General features: G+C 49.3%; 15 protein-coding genes. 3 read left to right on the plus strand and 12 right to left on the minus strand.

The window, feature by feature from the left end; genetic code table 11:
• Positions 1 to 221: 221 nt before the first annotated feature.
• The 6 genes from IEX98_RS09480 to IEX98_RS09505 all read right to left on the minus strand — a co-directional run bounded on the left by IEX98_RS09480 (position 222) and on the right by IEX98_RS09505 (position 7,038).
• Positions 222 to 1,733, minus strand: coding sequence for an ABC transporter substrate-binding protein (locus tag IEX98_RS09480; protein WP_188888718.1), 1,512 nt, complete (start codon positions 1,731 to 1,733; stop codon positions 222 to 224).
• Positions 1,734 to 1,909: 176 nt separating this feature from the next.
• Positions 1,910 to 3,100 carry an MFS transporter gene (locus tag IEX98_RS09485; RefSeq protein ID WP_188888719.1) on the minus strand — a complete coding sequence of 397 codons (1,191 nt, stop codon included), beginning with the start codon at positions 3,098 to 3,100 and terminating at the stop codon, positions 1,910 to 1,912.
• 33 nt (positions 3,101 to 3,133) lie between these two features.
• Complete coding sequence (locus tag IEX98_RS09490) at positions 3,134 to 4,264, minus strand: Gfo/Idh/MocA family protein (RefSeq protein WP_188888720.1); 1,131 nt, start codon at positions 4,262 to 4,264, stop codon at positions 3,134 to 3,136.
• 22 nt (positions 4,265 to 4,286) lie between these two features.
• Complete coding sequence (locus IEX98_RS09495) at positions 4,287 to 5,096, minus strand: sugar phosphate isomerase/epimerase family protein (protein ID WP_188888721.1); 810 nt, start codon at positions 5,094 to 5,096, stop codon at positions 4,287 to 4,289.
• Between the two features lie 114 nt (positions 5,097 to 5,210).
• Positions 5,211 to 6,092, minus strand: coding sequence for a carbohydrate ABC transporter permease (locus IEX98_RS09500; protein WP_188888722.1), 882 nt, complete (start codon positions 6,090 to 6,092; stop codon positions 5,211 to 5,213).
• A gap of 13 nt (positions 6,093 to 6,105) precedes the next feature.
• Positions 6,106 to 7,038, minus strand: coding sequence for an ABC transporter permease (locus IEX98_RS09505; RefSeq protein ID WP_188888723.1), 933 nt, complete (start codon positions 7,036 to 7,038; stop codon positions 6,106 to 6,108).
• A 468-nt stretch (positions 7,039 to 7,506) separates the two neighbouring features.
• Here IEX98_RS09505 and IEX98_RS09510 point away from each other — a divergent pair, with 468 nt between their 5' ends.
• The gene (locus tag IEX98_RS09510) at positions 7,507 to 8,631 is read left to right on the plus strand and encodes an ROK family transcriptional regulator (RefSeq protein WP_188888724.1); all 1,125 of its coding nucleotides are present in this window, start codon (positions 7,507 to 7,509) and stop codon (positions 8,629 to 8,631) included.
• 74 nt (positions 8,632 to 8,705) lie between these two features.
• On the opposite strand, the gene IEX98_RS09515 is transcribed toward IEX98_RS09510, so the two are convergent.
• The 6 genes from IEX98_RS09515 to IEX98_RS09540 form a co-directional block, all read right to left on the minus strand.
• Positions 8,706 to 9,677, minus strand: coding sequence for an ABC transporter substrate-binding protein (locus IEX98_RS09515; RefSeq protein WP_229692067.1), 972 nt, complete (start codon positions 9,675 to 9,677; stop codon positions 8,706 to 8,708).
• A gap of 152 nt (positions 9,678 to 9,829) precedes the next feature.
• Complete coding sequence (locus tag IEX98_RS09520) at positions 9,830 to 10,222, minus strand: hypothetical protein (protein ID WP_229692069.1); 393 nt, start codon at positions 10,220 to 10,222, stop codon at positions 9,830 to 9,832.
• 85 nt (positions 10,223 to 10,307) lie between these two features.
• On the minus strand, positions 10,308 to 11,183 hold the full coding sequence (locus tag IEX98_RS09525; protein WP_188888726.1) for a carbohydrate ABC transporter permease: 876 nt from the start codon (positions 11,181 to 11,183) through the stop codon (positions 10,308 to 10,310).
• A gap of 41 nt (positions 11,184 to 11,224) precedes the next feature.
• Positions 11,225 to 12,145 carry an ABC transporter permease gene (locus IEX98_RS09530; RefSeq protein WP_188888727.1) on the minus strand — a complete coding sequence of 307 codons (921 nt, stop codon included), beginning with the start codon at positions 12,143 to 12,145 and terminating at the stop codon, positions 11,225 to 11,227.
• A gap of 81 nt (positions 12,146 to 12,226) precedes the next feature.
• A complete protein-coding gene (locus IEX98_RS09535; protein ID WP_188888728.1) occupies positions 12,227 to 13,873 on the minus strand; it encodes an extracellular solute-binding protein in 1,647 nt (548 codons plus the stop codon).
• Between the two features lie 239 nt (positions 13,874 to 14,112).
• Positions 14,113 to 16,467, minus strand: coding sequence for a helix-turn-helix domain-containing protein (locus IEX98_RS09540; protein ID WP_188888729.1), 2,355 nt, complete (start codon positions 16,465 to 16,467; stop codon positions 14,113 to 14,115).
• A 169-nt stretch (positions 16,468 to 16,636) separates the two neighbouring features.
• On the opposite strand from IEX98_RS09540, the gene IEX98_RS09545 reads away from it, so the two are divergent.
• The gene (locus IEX98_RS09545) at positions 16,637 to 17,434 is read left to right on the plus strand and encodes an ABC transporter permease (protein ID WP_188888730.1); all 798 of its coding nucleotides are present in this window, start codon (positions 16,637 to 16,639) and stop codon (positions 17,432 to 17,434) included.
• A gap of 10 nt (positions 17,435 to 17,444) precedes the next feature.
• Positions 17,445 to 18,263, plus strand: a complete 819-nt coding sequence (locus IEX98_RS09550; RefSeq protein WP_188888731.1) for an ABC transporter permease — start codon at positions 17,445 to 17,447, stop codon at positions 18,261 to 18,263.
• Positions 18,264 to 18,273: the final 10 nt, after the last annotated feature.

Here is an 18,273-nt window from a genome sequence, read left to right on the forward strand (position 1 = left end):
CTCAAAATGCAAAAGTGCATTTGAAATCACTTCATTTCATCCATTCGCGGCTTTTCAGACCGATCAACCTGCACATTTACATTTTGATGCGAAAAATCGTCCATAAATCGGCTGACAAAATGCAGTTTTACATTTTGATTCGTTGCAGCCTCTACAAGGCTATCAACGGACAGAGGCTGACAGGCAGATTGCCGGCAGCCTCCCCTTCCAAGCCCACGCAGTTACTTTGAAGCGGCCCACTCATCCAGCTGCTTCTGTTTCTCCGCGATAACCTTCTCGATGCCCGCCTTCTTCAAGGCGTTGTTGAACTTCGGCAAGTTTTCCGCAGGGTTCAGCGTTCCCGTCTCCAGCCCCATCGCATATTGCTGGATCACATTCTCGATGGCCGCAAGCTCCGTCTTCACAGGCTCCGGGTTGTACATGAAGCCCAGCGCCGCGGATTTCTCCGCTCCTCGGTTGAATTCATCCATCTTCTGCCAAATGTCAGGACTATCGGTTTTCCATGGATACGCCAGCAATTGGTTGCCGAACATCCAGCCCTGTCTCAAGTTGTACCCGCTATTGCTGGCATCTACGCCATCTGCAAAGTCGATTGTGCCGTTCTCGTTGACCTTGTAGTGCTTGCCTTCGATACCCCAATGAAGCAAATTAACGATTTCCTTATCCGTATACAGCAGGTTTAGAAACATCATCGCCCGTTCCGGGTCTTTGGATGTCGTCGCAATTGCGAGCATCGCATTCGTAATCGTCAGCGTATTCATCTTGGCCGGCGCGAGCTTCACTTCCGTCAGTTCCGTCCCTACCGCATTGCCTGTCTGGGTGGTAATGCCGGGCTTGCCTTTGTTTGGTGTGGAAAATCCGATGTTCGCCTTCATATAATCCCGGCCGGTTTGCGAAGTTGTAGCGATATCCTTCGGGATATAGCCCGCCTTATACCATTCGTGCAGCGTGCTGACAAACTTGGCGTACTCATCGCTTTCATACAGATTGACTACTTCGAGCTTGCTCGTATCCGTCAGTACGCCAATCATATCGCTTAACGGATCGATCGTGGTCAACAGCAGCGGATAAGCAATCGAAGCGCCGCCCGAGGCCTTGCCGATCAGCGACAGTTCTGGACGAGCCGCCTTCATCTTTTTGTAGATCGGCTCCATCTCTTCGAGCGTCTTCACGCCGCTGACGTCGATGTTGTTTTGCTCCAGCATATCCTTCCGGAACAACATCGTCGGATACGAGGCAAAGTCTCGGATACTCGGGATCCCGTAGGTTTTGCCGCCGATCTTGGAAGCGGCCAGTACGTCCGGATCAAATGCCGCTATGATGCCCTGCCCTGCCGTCTGCAGCAAATCGTCCATTGGAACGAGCTTTTTCTGCGCGACTTCCGAGATATACTGATTTTCCCCTGTGAAAATAATGTCCAGCTTATCATTGCCTGAGAACATCAGCACCTTCTGCTGCGTCCAGGCCGCAGGCTCGATTCGCTTCAGCTTAACCGTAGCGTTAATCTTCTCCTTCGTAATCTTGCTGACCGCCTCCTCAACCAGACCGAGGTCGCGCTGATTGTCTCCCCAGAACGCCAGCGTAATTTCATAAGGCTTCAATCCGCCTTCATCTTTTCCTTTCCCGGGCTTCTCCCCGCCTTCACTAGGAGAAGAGGAAGAGCTGCATGCGCTCAGAACCATACAAATCGACAGCATGAACAGCAAAGCGTGAACCGTTTTCTTCTTATACATCGTGTAAGACCTCCCTTGGATTTTCATAACAGGTGTTGTTGAATATCCTTGAACAATGGAGATGAAACTTGCCGATTCTCTTGCTCTTGCTCCTGCTCTTGCTGCCTGAAGGGGCGGCGGAAGCAACCCCAACCCCATCGGAATGAAGTATCGCTATCCGCCTTCTCCCATCCTCGTCATGTCAACTGAGGCTGTTTCCTCATTCTCAGCCACATGAACAAGAAACCAATAACACCGGCTACCGAAATAGCCGCGCATATTTGATACATCATCTGCGGCCCCAGATTGTCGAACATCCAGCCGCCGAATAGTCCCGCCACGATGCCGGAAATGCCGCCCCAGGTCAACGCATAGATCGCTTGGCCCGTAGCCCGGTATTCGCCCGGAATAAGATGTGCAGAAAGACTCGTTCCGACATAGTAATAGCCGCCAAACGTAATACAGTGAAGAATTTGAATGAAAATAATATGAATTGGACCTCCTACTACCGACATCAGCAGCCATCGGATAACGAACAAAATACTGATTAAGACCAGACAGCCCAGCATCATCTTCGTCGATTTTTTCAGGAAGCGGTCAAACAGCAGAAAAACAGGGATTTCAAACACAGCCGATAGAAACACAGACCATCCAATCAACTCATTCGAGCCGCCAAGATTGGATATATACAGCGACACGAAGGTCTGGTTGATGGAGTTAGGCACCGAGATCAAGACGCCCAGAATGACAAAGACGAAAAACACTTTGCTCGAAATCATGACCTTCCAGTAGCTTTGCCGCTCCCCCTTCGGTTTGGTCGTTACTCTGCCTCGCGGCAAGCCAATCGTAAACAGCAGGGTCACGACCATCATCGCACCGTACAGCACCCATAGATTAAGCAAGCCCATCCAGCTCAGCACCGGCCCCGCCAGCACCGCAATAATTGCCCAGCCGAGCGAGCCCCACAGACGGAAAGCGCCGAATTTATGCTTCGTATTCTCGATGGCGTTCAGAATGAGGCTGTTGCTCTGAGAGAAGGTCGGACTGTTGAAGAAGAAGAAAATAAGCATCAGTGCAAAAATCAACACATACGACCGGGTCTGAAATACGATCACCGTTGCAATCAAGTTGCCGATCAGCAGCAGGATCAGAATGCGCTTGACGTTCTGCGTCCGGTCGCTCCAATAGCCCCAGAATGGATTCGCAAAGATCGATATGAAAGGTCCGCCGGCCATGATCATGCCGATCTCGATTTTGCTTAAGCCGATCTCTTGAAAGTAGAGCGGGAAAAAGGAGGTCAGAATCGCAATCGTACCGTATAAAAAGAAATTAAATCGTTTCAGAACCGCAAGTGACTTATTGTTGCCTTCAATCGATTGTTCCGTCATCGGATGAATCCTCACCCCTTCCTTGCACGGATATTAGAGCGTAATCGCTGTCGTCAAAGAATGCTCTATGATCTCGTCGCCGCTTACTTCTCTGCCCAGACGATCTGACAAGTAGATGCCTTCACTGACCAGCATCGTCTGCAAAGCGATATGCGCCGTCGGCAGCAGTTCCACCCGGCCTTGCAGCGCCGCCACCCAATGATGCTGCGACGATTGATAGGCGTCATAATCCGGCTTCAAATGATTCCAGCGTCCGTCCATTTCATCGAGATTGACCATGCCGTTAATATCGATATCGCAAAGCGTCGTATGGAAACTGAACGGAGCGAGCACCGCTTGGTCGGAGTAAGCTGGCAGCTTCACGCCGCCTTTGTTGCCGACGATGCTGCAGCCCTCAATGCTGCCAAGATGAATGCTCCAGGCTTCATAGATGTCCAGCGTGGCACCGCCCTCGAACTTCACGAAGCCAAGACCAAGCTCCTCCACGTCGAATACCGCCTGACCGGCCCTTGTCGCATCCATATCCATCTCGCGGTAGCCTTTCCCGGATATTCGTTCCACCTTAGGCGTATCGAGCAAGTACAGCATTTGGGCAATATGATAGACGCCCATATCGATAAGCGCTCCGCCTGCGGCGATATCCTTATTGAGAAAAGCCGGCGTACCGTATCCGTCGATGAAGGGACGGCCTCTCCGGCGGTGACCGGTTGCCCGAGCGTGATACAGCTTGCCGAGCATGCCCCCGTCAATTAGAGCCTTCGCCGCTTTCGTTTCCTTGCGGTATAGCGTGCCGAGCTGAATATGGAGCTTCTTGCCATAGGCCTTGGCTGCGTCCAGCATCTGAACGCCGTCGCTGTAAGAGCCGGCAATCGGCTTCTCGCAATAGACATCTTTGCCGGCTTTGAAAGCAGCAATCGTTACCGGCGAATGCAGGTTGTTGTGCAGACAGACATCCACCGCTTCAATATCGTCCCGCTGCAGCATCTCCTTGAAGTCGGAGTAGACGTTCGGAATACCGAACTGCTCCGCCACCCTTTGCGCTTCCTGCACATTCACGTCGCAAATCGCTACGATTTCAGCATCTGCAATATTGGCATAATTCCTCAAATGCGCTTTGCCGATCAAGCCGGCTCCAACGATTCCGATGCGTACTTTTCTACTCATTCCACTCATCTCCTTTGGTTAGTTAGGCTTGCGGCTGGGGTTCGCGTACACTGGCCAAAATCCGTTTCACGGAAGCAATCGCCCATTCCATTTCCATATACTGATTCGCTGGCGAGTTGTATTCGATGCCCCAATAGCCGTCGTATCCAGCGTCCAGTAGCGTCCGGACAAGTGACTCCGCTTTATCGGATGCAACCGTTTTGCCATCGAAATGCGTATGATAGACCCACGGCGCTACAAGCGCATCGCCAATCTCCTCGTCCACTGCCCAGCGCCCCATATGCAGCAGAATGCCAAAGCTCGGATGGTTGACTCCCTCAGCCAATTGCTTCAAATAGTTCGGGTCCTTCGAGGACCCCATATGATTCTCCGGTCCAACGATCATGCCAAGATCAGCAGCAAGCTGGCTAAGTACCCGGAACTGCTTTATGTTATAGTCAAGCTGCTCTTCCGTTGACGGATCGGAGCTTTTGTCTCCCGTATCAATGCGGACCGTTGCGGCTCCAAGCGTAGAGGCAATTTTCATATAAGCCTCGGCGTTGCCGAAAAGCATTTTCCGCTTCTCGGGGTCCGCGTCCCAGAGATGAGCACCATCGACTGCGATGTTAATAACCTTCATGCCCTTTTCGTCGATCGCTTCGCGAACTTTCCGGATATAGGACTCGTCGGGCAGTGTAAAGATATCCTGACGCGCCTTGTCGAACGTTCCATTCCATAGGTCTACCGTGTCGAGCCCGTACCTGTATTTCGAGGATTCCAAATAGCCGAACGTATCCATCTTTCCTTCATTCATCGTGTTGTTAAAGGAATAGCCGCCAATGCTGATTTTCATATGCTTACCCTCCCTGGTCTGTTGTTGGAACGATCTTTCGGTTGATGCCTGCTTCCTTTCCCCCGGGCCGCCCGCCCCACCACCTCCTCTCCAAGCTGCCATCAATTTCTGTAACTAGCCTTTAATTGCCCCAACCGTTAAGCCTTTGACGAAAAACCGCTGGAAGAACGGGTAAGCAATCAGAATCGGCAGCACCCCGATGACCGCAATGGCAATACGCACCCCTTGCGTCGGAATCGCCGCACCCTCCACGCGCGTCGAATACTCAACATTTTCGAGCAAATATTGGACATTGAGTAAAATCGTATTGAGCAGCACCTGAATGCTGTACAACTTGCTGTCTGAGACGTAGATCAATCCATTAAACCAGTCATTCCAATAATTAATGACCTGAAACAATCCGACCGTCGCAATAACAGGTAGTGACAGCGGCAAAATCATTTGAAAGAAAATTCTGAATTCTCCTGCCCCGTCGATATGCGCAGATTCCAGTACGGCGCCCGGTATGGACACAGTGAAGAAGGTTCTTAGCAAGATGACGTAAAAAGCGCTGACCAGCAGGCCGGGAACGATTAAAGCGAGCAAGGTGTTGTCGATGTTGAATACGTTGGCGTAAATGAGATAGGTCGGTACGAGCCCTCCATTAAAGAGCATCGTGAAGAATACGAGAAAGGAGAAGAAACCGCGAAACGGCAAATCTCTTTTGGAAAGCGGATAGGCCAGCAGTGTCATAATCGCAAGGCTTGCGATCGTGCCGACGGTCGTCACGAGGAATGAAATGCCATAGGCATTGAAGATATCGCTTGATTTTTCAAATATAAACTTGTAGCTTTCCAGACTGTACTGACTTGGCAAAAAGGAGTAGCCCTCCCGGATAATGACCATTTCGTCCGTAAACGAGGCCGACACCAGCAGCAAAAACGGGATCAGGCAGAAGCCGGAGATCAATGCAAAGATGACATTGATAATGCTTTGCTCCACTTTGTTGGATCGCAAAGGTTACGCCTCCTTAGAACAATGAATTGTCCGGGTTTATTTTTTTGACCACGTAATTGGTGAAGATGATGAGCACGAAGCCGACAATCGATTGATAGAAGCCGGCTGCCGATGCCATCCCGATATCTCCGTTTTTCAGCAGCGCGCGGTATACGTAGGTGTCCAGAACATTCGTTGTCGGAAGCAGCGGGCCGGAGTCGAGCGGCACTTGGTAGAACAAGCCGAAATCGGCGTGAAAAATTCTTCCGATCTGCAGCAGCGTCATAATGACGATAACCGGTGTCAGGGCGGGCAGCGTAATGTGCAGCACTTGCTTAAGCTTGCCGGCGCCGTCAATCTTGGCGGCCTCGTAATATTCATGATCAATCCCGACAACGGCGGCGAAATAAATGATACACAGGTAGCCGACGCTATGCCAGATGTTCACAATCGTCAGGATGACCGGCCAATACTTCGGCTCCGTATACCACATGACCGCTTCCTTGCCGAAGAGCGGCATAATCGTATTGTTGACGAAGCCGGTCTCCATGCTGAGCAGCGAGAATACGAGATAACCGACAATGACGGTTGAGATCAGATAGGGCAGCAGAATCGCGCTTTGATAAAAACGCCTCAGCAGCTTGTTCTTCAGCTCATTCAAGAGAATGGCGAGCCCGACGGAAATGACGAGATTAAGCGCAATGAATACGGTATTGTACAAAATCGTATTTCGCGTAATGATGTAAGCCTCTGACGTCTTGAACAAATACTCGAAATTGCGAAAGCCCACCCAGTCCCCGCCGAAGACCCCCTTCGAAAAATCGATTTCCTTAAACGCGATGACGATGCCGAACATTGGGATGTAGTTGTTAATGAGCAAATACGCGACACCCGGGAGGAGCATGAAGTACAAAACTTTGTATTTTCTTAGCTTGCGAAAAGCTGCCTGATTCAACCTTGGCGTCATGGCCATTCCCTTCCTCTCAGTTTGATGGCTGATATGAAAACGGACGCTTTTGCGTTGAAATGCACCCCCTTTTAATTAATTGTTCCACCGGACGAATTAATTAATCAAAAAAATTTAAACCGCTTACTCTTATTTGAATTCATTATATTTTCGGTTAATATCGCTTGTCAATGACTAATGTTAATTTTCTGAAAATTTAATTATGTCTCTTTTTCGACAATTACAAGGTCTCCAGTTCTATCAAAAGTTGACAGTGGCCCCGAGCATTCAATATAATCGCTTTGATATCTCTTTACACTACCTATCCCCCTGCCGCAGAAAATATATGATATTGAATGGCCCTATCCTCCATAGGCACTCCTACCACCGTCTCTGTCCGCCTACCGGCTTTATGGCCGCGGACCGATTCCAGACTGGCTTGTTCAGGCCGTTCTAGCACGCCATCTAAATAGAATATGGAGAATTGATATGATAAAAATAGGAAACCAGCAAATGCTTCGGGAAATCAACATTTCGACGCTGCTTCATGCCATATTCGAGCACGGGCCGATATCCCGGGTCGAATTGGCGCGGAAAACCAAACTTAGCCCCACCACCGTCTCGGTTCTGATCGAGGATATGATTCGCGAAAAGCTAGTGCATGAGACCGGTACGTCCGGAAGCGGCGTGGGACGCAAGATGACGCTCCTCAACATTCGCGCCGACGGCGGCTATGTAATCGGTGTTGATCTGTCCAGCTCACCGGCTCGCTGTGTGCTTCTCAACCTGAATGGCGAGCTCATTGCCAACCAGACCTTCAAGCCGGTCATCGGCGAGGAGCAAATCCGCGCAGAGCTCGCCAATACGATCCGCACTTTTATCCGAAATCAGCAAATTCCATACGAGCTCATCAAGCGTATCGGCATTTCGCTTCCGGGCAGACTTGACGATACGCAAAGCGTCGTCATGACGTCCAATTACTTAAAGCTGGACCGCTTCCCGTTGTTGAAAATGCTTGAAGACGAGCTGTCGATCCCGATTCTGTTAACGAATGACCTCGATGCAGCTGGCTTCGCGGAGCGGTTCAGCGGTGCAGCTAAAGGTGATCATTCGATCATCTTTCTGATGATTGATTACGGAACCGGTGCAGGAATCGTCATTAATGGTCAAATCTATCACGGTTCCGGAGGATCGGCGGGCCGAACGCCTTTCTTCTCTCCCTATTGCACGCCGGTGCTGGCAGAGCGGTTAAGACGGGAAAATCCTGAGCCGTTCGAGGGGCAAACGCCCGAAGAGGTTATTCGGACCTTTGTCGCCCTGGCCTTCGATGGCGTTCAGCCCTATCACGATCTAGCCGAGCTTATGATTCACGAAATTAGTGATTATTGCGGCAAAGCGCTGTTGCTCGTCAATCCGCAGAAAATGATACTCGGCGGGTGGATTACAGACAATAAGCTGTTTTTCGACCGTCTCGTTACCGCTATTCACCAGGCTGAAAGCTCTCCGTACGGTGATACGCCAGTGCTGCCGTTTCATTGGAAAATGTACGGTGCGGCAATGGGCGCCGCCACGCTTGGCTTGTATGAAATCTTCAAGCAGAAGACCGTGCAATAACCTTGAATAAGCAAAGAACGCAACGTTTCCGGCTATGCCGGTCGTTGCGTTCTTTGACGTGGATTCCTTTGCGATTATTGCGTCAGCAGATTAACCGCATCATTCAGCTGCACTTCAATATCATGCGGCGTGTAGCCAAGCCACGTATCCATGCTGATTTTGTACACATGATTGTTTTTAACAGCCTTAAGGTTTTTCCACAGGGAACCCGCCTGAATCGTTTCAAACCGCTTGCTTGTCTCTTCCCCGTCCAGCAAAGTAACAAACACGTAATCGGCATCATAGTCCGGCAGCATTTCCAGTGAAATCGGTATTCCCCACAGGTTCGGGTCCTTGTCGATTTCCTTCTGCACAATAGCCGGCGGTTGCAAGCCTAGCGCTTTGTAAAGCGTGAAGCCGATATTGCGTACCCCGTATACGTAAAACTCTTTCGGATCAACACGATAGATAGCGACTGTCTGCCCATCTGCTACTTTATCCGCGATTTTAGCCTTGGCCGCTGCGAGCTTTTCATCAAATGCAGTCTTCCAGGCAGCAGCTTCATCCTGGCGGTTCAAAATATCTCCAATCACTTGAACGTGGCCGAACACATCGTAATCCATCCATGGAATGACTACGGTTGGCGCGATCTTGGACAATTTGTCGTAGACATCCTGCTCGACATCACCAGCAATAATCAACTCTGGCTGAAGCGACAAAATTTTCTCGAAATTAATATCATCAGGCGGCCCAATGTCTTCAATGCCTTGGAACGCAGGATCGGTTGTCTCCAGCAAATGGCTGGCTGCGCCGATTGGCTTCAGGCCAACGGAAATCATCTGGCTCGCATACTGCAGCGTAACGACTTTCTCCGGCTTCACCGGGATGCTCGTCTCCCCGTAGAAATGTTTGTATACGCGTGTTGCAGGTGCTGCCGTTTCGGTTTGCGGAGCCTCTGTTTCCTTCGGCGCGTTACTCCCGGAACTTGAATCTTTCCCTGTATTTCCGCAAGCGGCAAGCGTTAGTGCCAGCAAAAGCAAACTTATAGTGAGCAAATATCTCTTCAAAGCCATACTCCCCCAATAGATGAAAATCTTTATAATTCAGATGTACTTGACATCCATTGATAAAGATTATCATTATTGATTAGGGACGTCAAGAATAAAAAAAAGCTGCAAGGGGCAGTCTTCTATCCCCCATGCAGCCTACTTTGTTCTCTTTATCCGAACCATGCCAGCAGCAAACATAACAAACAGGCAGCAGCCGATAAGGGAGTCATGACAAGCTTCTCCTTCACGCTTTGTGATGCCATATTGCCCAGCGTATTCAGCGCCAGAAAAACGGCAAAGATCCAGAGAATTGTTCGCGTCGGCCAATCGGCGATGACGCTGAATCCAACCCCGGCATGGACCAAACAAACGGCTCCCATCAGCAGCAAAATAAAAACAGATACCAGACTCATCACCCGCAGCCGCACTGGCAAAACGCCAGTATGCCTGCCACCCCAGCTGTATTCCGCAAGAGGGGCGCCCAAAGATAGAAGCACTTGAAAAATAGCGACTGCCAATAGAATAACTGCTGCCACAATAGCCGTCAGTTGGATAACGATCACTCCCGCCCGGTTATTACTCAGAACCAGTAAGTACACCAACAGGATAATCAGATTGGATGATTTTGTAAAGTAATCAGCTGTATTCTTATCCTTTAATCGCGCCGATCATGACGCCCTTAACAAAGAACCTTTGAATAAACGGATAGACAAATAGAATCGGCAGTGTAGCAACCATAATCGTTGCATATTTGATCGTTGCTCCAATTTGGAATTGTTCGCCTGCAGCCGATCCGCCAGTCATTGAATCTGTCGAGCTTAGAATCAGCACCTTGCGCAAGAAAATTTGCAGCGGGAACAGATCGTGATTTTGGATGAAGATGGATGCATAGAACCAGCCGTTCCACTTCTCGACCGCATAGTAGAGCCCCATAACCGCAATAACCGGCAAGCACAACGGCACGATAATACGGAACAGAATAATAAAATGGTTCGCCCCGTCCATTTTCGCCGATTCCTCCAGATCCTCCGGAACAGCTGCAAACGAAGTTCGCATAATAATCAGGTTAAAGGTCGATACGGCAAATGGAAATATGGTCGACCAAAGCGTATTAGTCAGTCCGACCCCCTTGACAACCAAGTAAAGAGGAACCAATCCGCCGCTGAAAAACATCGTAAACGTAATGATAAACATGAACATATTGTTCCAATACACCTGCTTGCGGGACAGCACATAAGCACCAAGCGCTGTTAATAACAGATTTAGCGCCACCCCGACGATAACGATAAACAACGTATTCCGGTACCCGATATAAATGCTAGGATCGCTAAATACGAGCCGGTAAGCCTCCATACTGAAGCCAAGCGGCTTCCATAGCAATCCCTTATGGGCGATTATGGCGCTAGGCTCGCTGAAGGAGGCCAGCAGCACATGCAACAGCGGATACAACGTAATGATGACCAGAATAAATAGAAAAACATATAGGACGGATACAAAGGTTTTTTCGGATAACGTGGTTTTCATTCGTATAATACCTCCTCAATCTGCAATGCTTCGCAGTTCTTTTACCAGAGACTGCTGTTCGTGACTCTTTTGCTGATCCAGTTAGCCAAGATGAGCAGAGTCAAGTTAATGACTGAGTTGAACAGACCTACGGCCGTACTGTAGCTCCAGTTAAACTCCAGCAGCCCTTTCCGGTATACAAAAGAGGAGATAACATCTGCCGTTTCATAGATAACCGGGTTGTATAAGAGAATGATTTTTTCAAAGCCGACATTGAGCAAATTGCCCATTCGTAAAATAAATAGAATAACAATAGTCGGCAGCAGACCCGGGAGTGTAATGTACCATATTTGTTTCAAGCGTCCGGCGCCGTCAATACGGGCTGCCTCGTATTGTCCCTGATCGATTCCCGCAAGTGCGGCCAAATAAATAATCGATTCCCAGCCTGCCTTTTGCCAAATTTCCGACAGGATATAGATGGGGCGGAATAAACCTTCATTTTGCAGCATGGAGGTGCCGTCCCCGCCAAAATACATATAAATCGAGTTGAGTACGCCGCCGCTATCTGTGAAATCCCGAATCAGTCCGGCAATAACGATCATGGAAATAAAGTAGGGCATGTACGTAATGGACTGGACGACTCTTTTATAGGACCGGCTTCTCACTTCGTTAATAAGCAAAGCCAAAATTATCGGTGCGGGAAACTCAAAAAGCAGCGAGTACACGCTGATTAGCAGCGTATTTTTGAGTACCCTCAAGAAGTAGTAGCTGTTGAAAAAAGTCTCAAAGTGCTTGAAATCAACCCAAGGACTTCCTAATATCCCCTTCATCGGCGAATAATCCTTGAAGGCAATCAGCACCCCGTACATCGGTGCATAGTGAAAGATCAAATAATAAGCAAGAACAGGCAGCATCATCAAATACAAGTATCGATTTCCGACCAGATCCTTGATCAGAAACCGTCCAAAGGCCGGTTTGTTCATTCGTCTCACTCCTCGTGCAGCAAAATGAGGCGCAGCAACGCGCTGTCGCCTCATTCGCTTGTTGTCTATCTATCTCATCGATTAACGGCTATTGTAACGATCCAAAGCCGCTTGCTGAATTTCAATCACACGCTCGATGCCAAGGGATTTCAACTTGTCCATATAGCTGTCGTAGGCATCCACGGGCTCGTTGCCCAAAATGATTTTTAGCGTCATCTCATCGACAAGCGTATTCACATCGTTCATAATTTGCGCCAGCTCCGAAGCTTCTTCCGGTGTCGGCGTAATTTGCGGCAGCTTATGGTCACTGACATTCGTCTTCGTCCATTGCTCAAGGGCATTCTTTTGCTCCGGGAGTGCCAGGTACTGCGTAATATAGCGCTTATCTTGTACAAAAGGACCACCGTAGTTGGCACGGATGTACAAGGTCATAGCTTGCGAAGGGGATAAGCCTTCGGAGTTTTTCAGCAGCAGATCGGTATAGATTGGCTGATTGCTGCTGTCCAGCGTATAGCTTACGCCCTCCTGTCCAAAGTTGAAGTACATATGTCCTTCTTCGCTGTAACCCCAGTCCAGCATGCGCACGGCTAGCTCAACATTTTTGGCTTTGCTAGTGATCGCGACATTCGTTCCTGTCGTGTAGATCGGGTCCTTCTGACCCAGCATCGCCACATCTCCCTTATTGAGCACCGGATACGGAGCGCCAACAAGCTTGGCATTCGGGTTCTTCTCCTGCAGCAGCGGCGTCCATTTGCCGATACCGTTGCCGGAGTTCAGAACACTTGCGCCTGTTAGATTATTGGTAATGTTGGCGTCAAGCGCTTTGCCGTCGACATTGGCGATGTTTTTATCAAGCAGTCCTTCCGTACGCCATTGACGGAACGTGGACAGAAACTCTTTGTAGCCAGGCTCCATTGGCCCATATTTGACGACGCCATCTTGCTGGAACCAAGTGCGGCTTGCGCCAAAAGCGCCAATGAACGCGCCATTGTTCAGAAATTCAGGTGAGAACATGTAGGAAAGGGGAGCTTCTGCACCTTTTTTCTCCTTAAATGCCTTAAGCATGTCATGCCATTCTGCAATCGTCTCCGGTACATCCAGACCCAGCTCGGTCAGCCAATCCTGACGGATAATCGGTCCTTGGTACACTTGCAGCATCGGGTCTCCGCGCAGAAACGGGAACGTATAGTAGCTGCCGTTATCGGTCTTAATCATCTTGTCGACTTCCGGATGCTCCGCCAAGTATTTCTTCAAGTTTGGAGCAAATTGATCAATATAATCGTTGAGTCTCAAAATGTAGCCATCTGCTATAGCCTTTTCTGGTCCGCCAGGGAAATTGAACCAGTCATACTCGATCAAATCAGGCAGGTCGCCCGATGCAAGCATAATGTTGAGCGAATCCGTAGCTTGACCGGATGGAGGACTAATGAAGCGGAGCGGTACGCCTGTCCGTTTCTGCCACTCTTGGAAAAATGGAACTTCGCCGATTGAAGACATCGAGGAATTGTATTCGGCCCAGTAGGTCAGTGTATCTGTAGTTTGCAATGGATACGACGCTTCACCGGCCGGCCCCGGATTATTCGAATTCGCCGGTGATGGCTGGGAAGTCCCCTTATTGGTTCCATTGCCGGCTGAGCCGCTGCAGGCAGACAGTATAACAACCAGCATCATCATCGCAATTGCAGATGCGGTATAACGAATTGTGAACTTGCCTCTTTTTACTTTCATAATGACGTGTAACCCTCCTAGTATTGTTTATAAGTTATCACTGCATTTTCAATTCGGTCATGCATCGTACTGGTGGATAAGGGGCGCCCTTCACACTTTCGATTATCAGGCCTGAACAGCCCCTTCTCAATCCTCAAAACCGGAAAACGCATCGTGAAAGCCGTAAATGGCATCATCAAATTGCGGAATCGCGTCATCAAATACGAAAAAGAGGCTCTAGGAGCCTCTTTCAGCGTAATCTATATCATTTTTTGATATTGCCCAGGCGTCATGCTTTCATACTTTTTGAAAATACGGATGAACGTATTGATATCATGAAAGCCGACTTGGCCGGCAATCGACTTGATGCTGTGGTCTGAATCGCGAAGCAGCAGCTTGGCCTGCTCCAGACGAAGCAGGTTGAGCGTATCCAGCAGACCGCTTCCCGTCTGCTCCTTGAACAGCCGCGATAAGTAGGTTGGCGTCAGACCGAATCGCTCGCCGATCATCGCAATATTTAAGTTGGGATCCTGATAATGCTCGCCCAAATACGATTTAATTTCCAAGGATAGCTGCTGGAGCGTCCGGGTTCGGGAGCTTTGCTGCAGCTGCTTTTGCTTGTCCGCTGTATAGGCGCATACATCACTGACAATGATCAGCAGACGCTGTTCCATTTCCTTGATCGACTCGCCAGCCATAATATGTGCAATCCAATCCGGACTATTAACCGGCAGCACCTCATCATTGCTTCCGACCTCCGCGATGATGCGCACCAGCGTACTGATCAGATTGAGCATCAAGCATTTGAGCAAATCGGGTGTGAGCTGCTGCTCCATGCTATCTGAAATGATCGCATGAATCATCGCCTTCGTTTTATCGCCGTCTCCCGATTTAATGACGTTAATCAATTGCTGCTCTAATTGAATCGGATAGGTGTACTGCAAACCGGACTCCGGATTGCGTGCGATATCATCTATCATCAGTATGCCCGGTTGACCGACGACCATCATATATTCCATCGTATCCAGCGCCTCGCGGTAAGCGAGTGCAATGCCTTCTACAGACCGCTGAATGCGGCTGATCGAAATCTCGGACTGGATATTGAAGTGCTGCCCCAGAAACTCGCGTGCTTGCTCAGCAAGCTCACGAATCTCCTGCTTATGCTGCTCCGTCTCACCTTCGTTCAGACTAATCAAGCAAGCGATATGATCGTCAATTTCGCTCACGTAGCCGCGATGCGCAGCACCCGCCATATCCTCTACAATATTAGTCACGATGAACTGCATGAGCCTGGATTTATCATGAATGCCGGGCAACTCGTCCAGATGCATGCTGAACCGTTCATAATCCACATGGAATAGCAGTACTGCAAATTGATCAGATAGAAAATGGACATCAAAGGCGGACAACGATTCATCCAGACCGATCTGATGCTCCATCCTTCCCTTGAACAATCTTGAAAGCATATTAGAGCGGAGCAGATTGGACTGCTGTTTCATCTTGAACTGCGTTTTCTCCTGTTCATTTAGCGTATCGGAGATCGCCTGTTGTATATAGAGAAACTCATTGTCCGCGTTGGCCGTCTTACCCTGTGAATGTTTGAGCATGCGCAGCAGTGAACGCACCGGACTATAGTTGCGGTACAAAAAGACAAGAGCAAGCACAAGGCCGCCAATAACGCTTATGCCGAGGCCAAGGTACGTAATTTTGCGCAAGTAATCCGTCTTGTTCCAGAACAGATTGCTTGGGATGACCGTGGCGTAAATCAATTCGGAATTTTGCGATTTGATGTAGAGAAACTCCGATCTTTGTCCGTTCACCTCGGTGAAAGAGGTTCCCGAATCACCCGCCAGCTCTGGTCCTGGCAGGAAGCCTGGCCCGTCTGTCTGCTGCGTAGACAACAGAATCTGTCCATCGGGGTTGAGCAGCATCACTTGCCCGCTGCTATACTCGCTTACATTCTGGATAACCTCCATCAGCCTCGCTGTATCCAGCAGTATAACGGCTGTTCCAGGCGGCGGCTCCTGACGATTGCCAGGGAAGGACTGGATATAGGCCAGTGTACTGCCGGACTGATCTCTATTTTCCAATTTAATAAACTTACCCGCATTATTGCTTTGCATAATGTTGAGCCAGACCGGATAAGAAATCGTCTGATGCTCATGGACCGTTTCATAGGACAGACGGCTGCTGCGGTAGACACCCGGCTCCAGTACAAGATCCTGGTCTCTGAAATAGACATAGTAGGTTTTGAAGGAAGGATATAGCGATTGATAGATCGCCATCTCCTGAACGGTCTTATGCAGACCGTACAAGTCATTATCCAGACTATCGGGCGTCTTGTATTGATTGGAATAGAGATAGCCCCTAATGCGGACATTCCAAGTCAGTTCCGTCGTCAGCCGCTCCGCAAGCTGGATTTGATTATCTATCGTTTCCCGCACTTCTTTCAGCAGGACGTTGTTGGCGCGATAAATCTCGCTTTTCAGAATAGCCTGTGACTGCACATAAACAAAAATGCTTATTAATACAGGAACAGTCAGGATCGCCAAATACGATAGCAGCCATGTCATCATCACGCTTCTACGATGAACGATAAAGCGTTTCCACAACATAAGGCTCCCCCTTTTATATCAGCATAGTGTATTCGATTATAGCACAGGAAAACGATATTGAAACCGCTTCAATCCATGTCGTGAAAATCAGGAAAGTATTGCCTAAATAACAGCATCCACTCTATAATTGTATGAATTTACAAAATCGGATATTTCAAGGGGGTTCACCATGCTACAGGCCTATTGGTACATAACAAAGATGAGAATGCTCACCAATCTGGCTTACCGGTTTGAGGTATTCACTTCTGTCGGCACCAATCTCATCATTATGCTGGCATCCGTCTTCCTATGGCAGACTGCTTACGGAGGCGGTATCGGACAAGTCCAATCGCTCAGCCTGCAAGACCTGACTACCTATACCATTCTATCGATTATTCTCTCATCGATGTTCGTATGTGATGTTCAGGACACCATCTATTACAAAATCAGAGAGGGTCAGATCGTCACTGATTTCTATCGCCCGATCCCGCTGCTCGCCTGTTATTTGGCCGATGATATCGGAGGCAGCTTGAGTTCACTGGCGAACAAAGCGCTGCCGCTCATCGTATTCGCTTCCCTATTCTTCGGAATCCCTTGGCCTTCGTCCTTCCTGAACTTCCTGCTCTTCATCCCCAGCTGCCTGCTTAGTTACGGCATCCTGTGGCTGCTCAGCGCCTTGGTTGGCCTAATCGCGTTCTGGGTGATGGAGCTTGGCAATATGGGGATGGTCAAGGACAGCATCGTGCGCGTCTTGTCGGGCAGCATCGTGCCGCTCTGGTTTTTCCCGGAAAGCGTCCAGACGGTCTCCAAGTTTCTGCCCTTTCAGTATACCTACCAGACGCCGCTAGGCATCTACATTGGCAATGTCGGAACGAAGGAAGCTCTAGCGGCCTTAGCGGTTCAAGCGGTGTGGATCATCATCTTGTTCCTTCTGCTTGCAGCAGGCTGGAAGCGTACGAAGAAAAAAACTTTAATTCAGGGAGGATGAGACAGCAGCTATGATGTCATCAATCCGGCACTATGTATCCGTCGCATCCTGCTTCGCACGCCTCGCCGTACAGCGGCAGCTGGAGTATCCGCTGTTTCTGTTCAGCTGGCTGCTCATGATTCCGATTCAATATTTCTCGGGAATATGGATGCTCAAAATTATCGTCGACCGTTTTCAACCGCTTAACGGATGGGACTTCCCCGAGCTTACCTTTCTGTATGGGCTCGCTCTAGTCAGTCATGGCATATTCGTTGTCTTTTTCATCAACACCTGGCATATCGACAATATGGTCATTAATGGCGGCTTCGACCGTCTGCTGCTGCGCCCGATGAATGTGTTCTTCCAGCTCGTAACGAGCTATGTCAATTTCATCGGATTAATTGATTGCATTCCGGGCATTATCATTTTCTTATACGGCTGTCAGCTTGTCGGCTTCGAATGGTCGTTCTTTAATATTGTGAAGCTGGTGCTTGTCTTGCTGGGGGGCGTCCTCTTGCGGGCTGCATTATTTATCAGTCTGGGCACCATTGCCTTCTGGACGAAACGAAACGGCTCTATGGTCGGCTTTGCCCTCTCCATGCTGGAGCGCGCCACGATGTACCCGCTTAGCATCTATCCCTTTGTACTGCAGGCATTATTCACCTTCCTGATTCCGATCGGGTTCATCAGCTTCTATCCCGCAGTCGAGTTTCTCGGCAAGGATAGCGGTATGGTCCAGCTGCCGTTCAGCTTGGCATTATGGACGCCTATTATCGGGCTGGCCTGCTTCCTGCTGGCGCACTGGATTTTCAGAATCGGAATGAAAAATTACGAGAGCGCTGGCTCTTAGACAAGTGGGG

This window comes from Paenibacillus radicis (ex Gao et al. 2016), from assembly GCF_014641555.1.
GTDB lineage: Bacteria > Bacillota > Bacilli > Paenibacillales > Paenibacillaceae > Pristimantibacillus > Pristimantibacillus radicis.

Bases quoted from the DNA above. Each gene is read 5' to 3' on its own strand.
- IEX98_RS09485 (WP_188888719.1), bottom strand. From the start codon at position 3,100: ATGACGGAACAATCGATTGAAGGCAACAATAAGTCACTTGCGGTTCTG.
- IEX98_RS09530 (WP_188888727.1), bottom strand. From the start codon at position 12,145: ATGAACAAACCGGCCTTTGGACGGTTTCTGATCAAGGATCTGGTCGGA.
- IEX98_RS09510 (WP_188888724.1), top strand. From the start codon at position 7,507: ATGATAAAAATAGGAAACCAGCAAATGCTTCGGGAAATCAACATTTCG.
- IEX98_RS09550 (WP_188888731.1), top strand. From the start codon at position 17,445: ATGATGTCATCAATCCGGCACTATGTATCCGTCGCATCCTGCTTCGCA.
- IEX98_RS09495 (WP_188888721.1), bottom strand. From the start codon at position 5,096: ATGAAAATCAGCATTGGCGGCTATTCCTTTAACAACACGATGAATGAA.
- IEX98_RS09480 (WP_188888718.1), bottom strand. From the start codon at position 1,733: ATGTATAAGAAGAAAACGGTTCACGCTTTGCTGTTCATGCTGTCGATT.
- IEX98_RS09535 (WP_188888728.1), bottom strand. From the start codon at position 13,873: ATGAAAGTAAAAAGAGGCAAGTTCACAATTCGTTATACCGCATCTGCA.
- IEX98_RS09490 (WP_188888720.1), bottom strand. From the start codon at position 4,264: ATGAGTAGAAAAGTACGCATCGGAATCGTTGGAGCCGGCTTGATCGGC.
- IEX98_RS09525 (WP_188888726.1), bottom strand. From the start codon at position 11,183: ATGAAAACCACGTTATCCGAAAAAACCTTTGTATCCGTCCTATATGTT.
- IEX98_RS09540 (WP_188888729.1), bottom strand. From the start codon at position 16,467: ATGTTGTGGAAACGCTTTATCGTTCATCGTAGAAGCGTGATGATGACA.
- IEX98_RS09545 (WP_188888730.1), top strand. From the start codon at position 16,637: ATGCTACAGGCCTATTGGTACATAACAAAGATGAGAATGCTCACCAAT.
- IEX98_RS09505 (WP_188888723.1), bottom strand. From the start codon at position 7,038: ATGACGCCAAGGTTGAATCAGGCAGCTTTTCGCAAGCTAAGAAAATAC.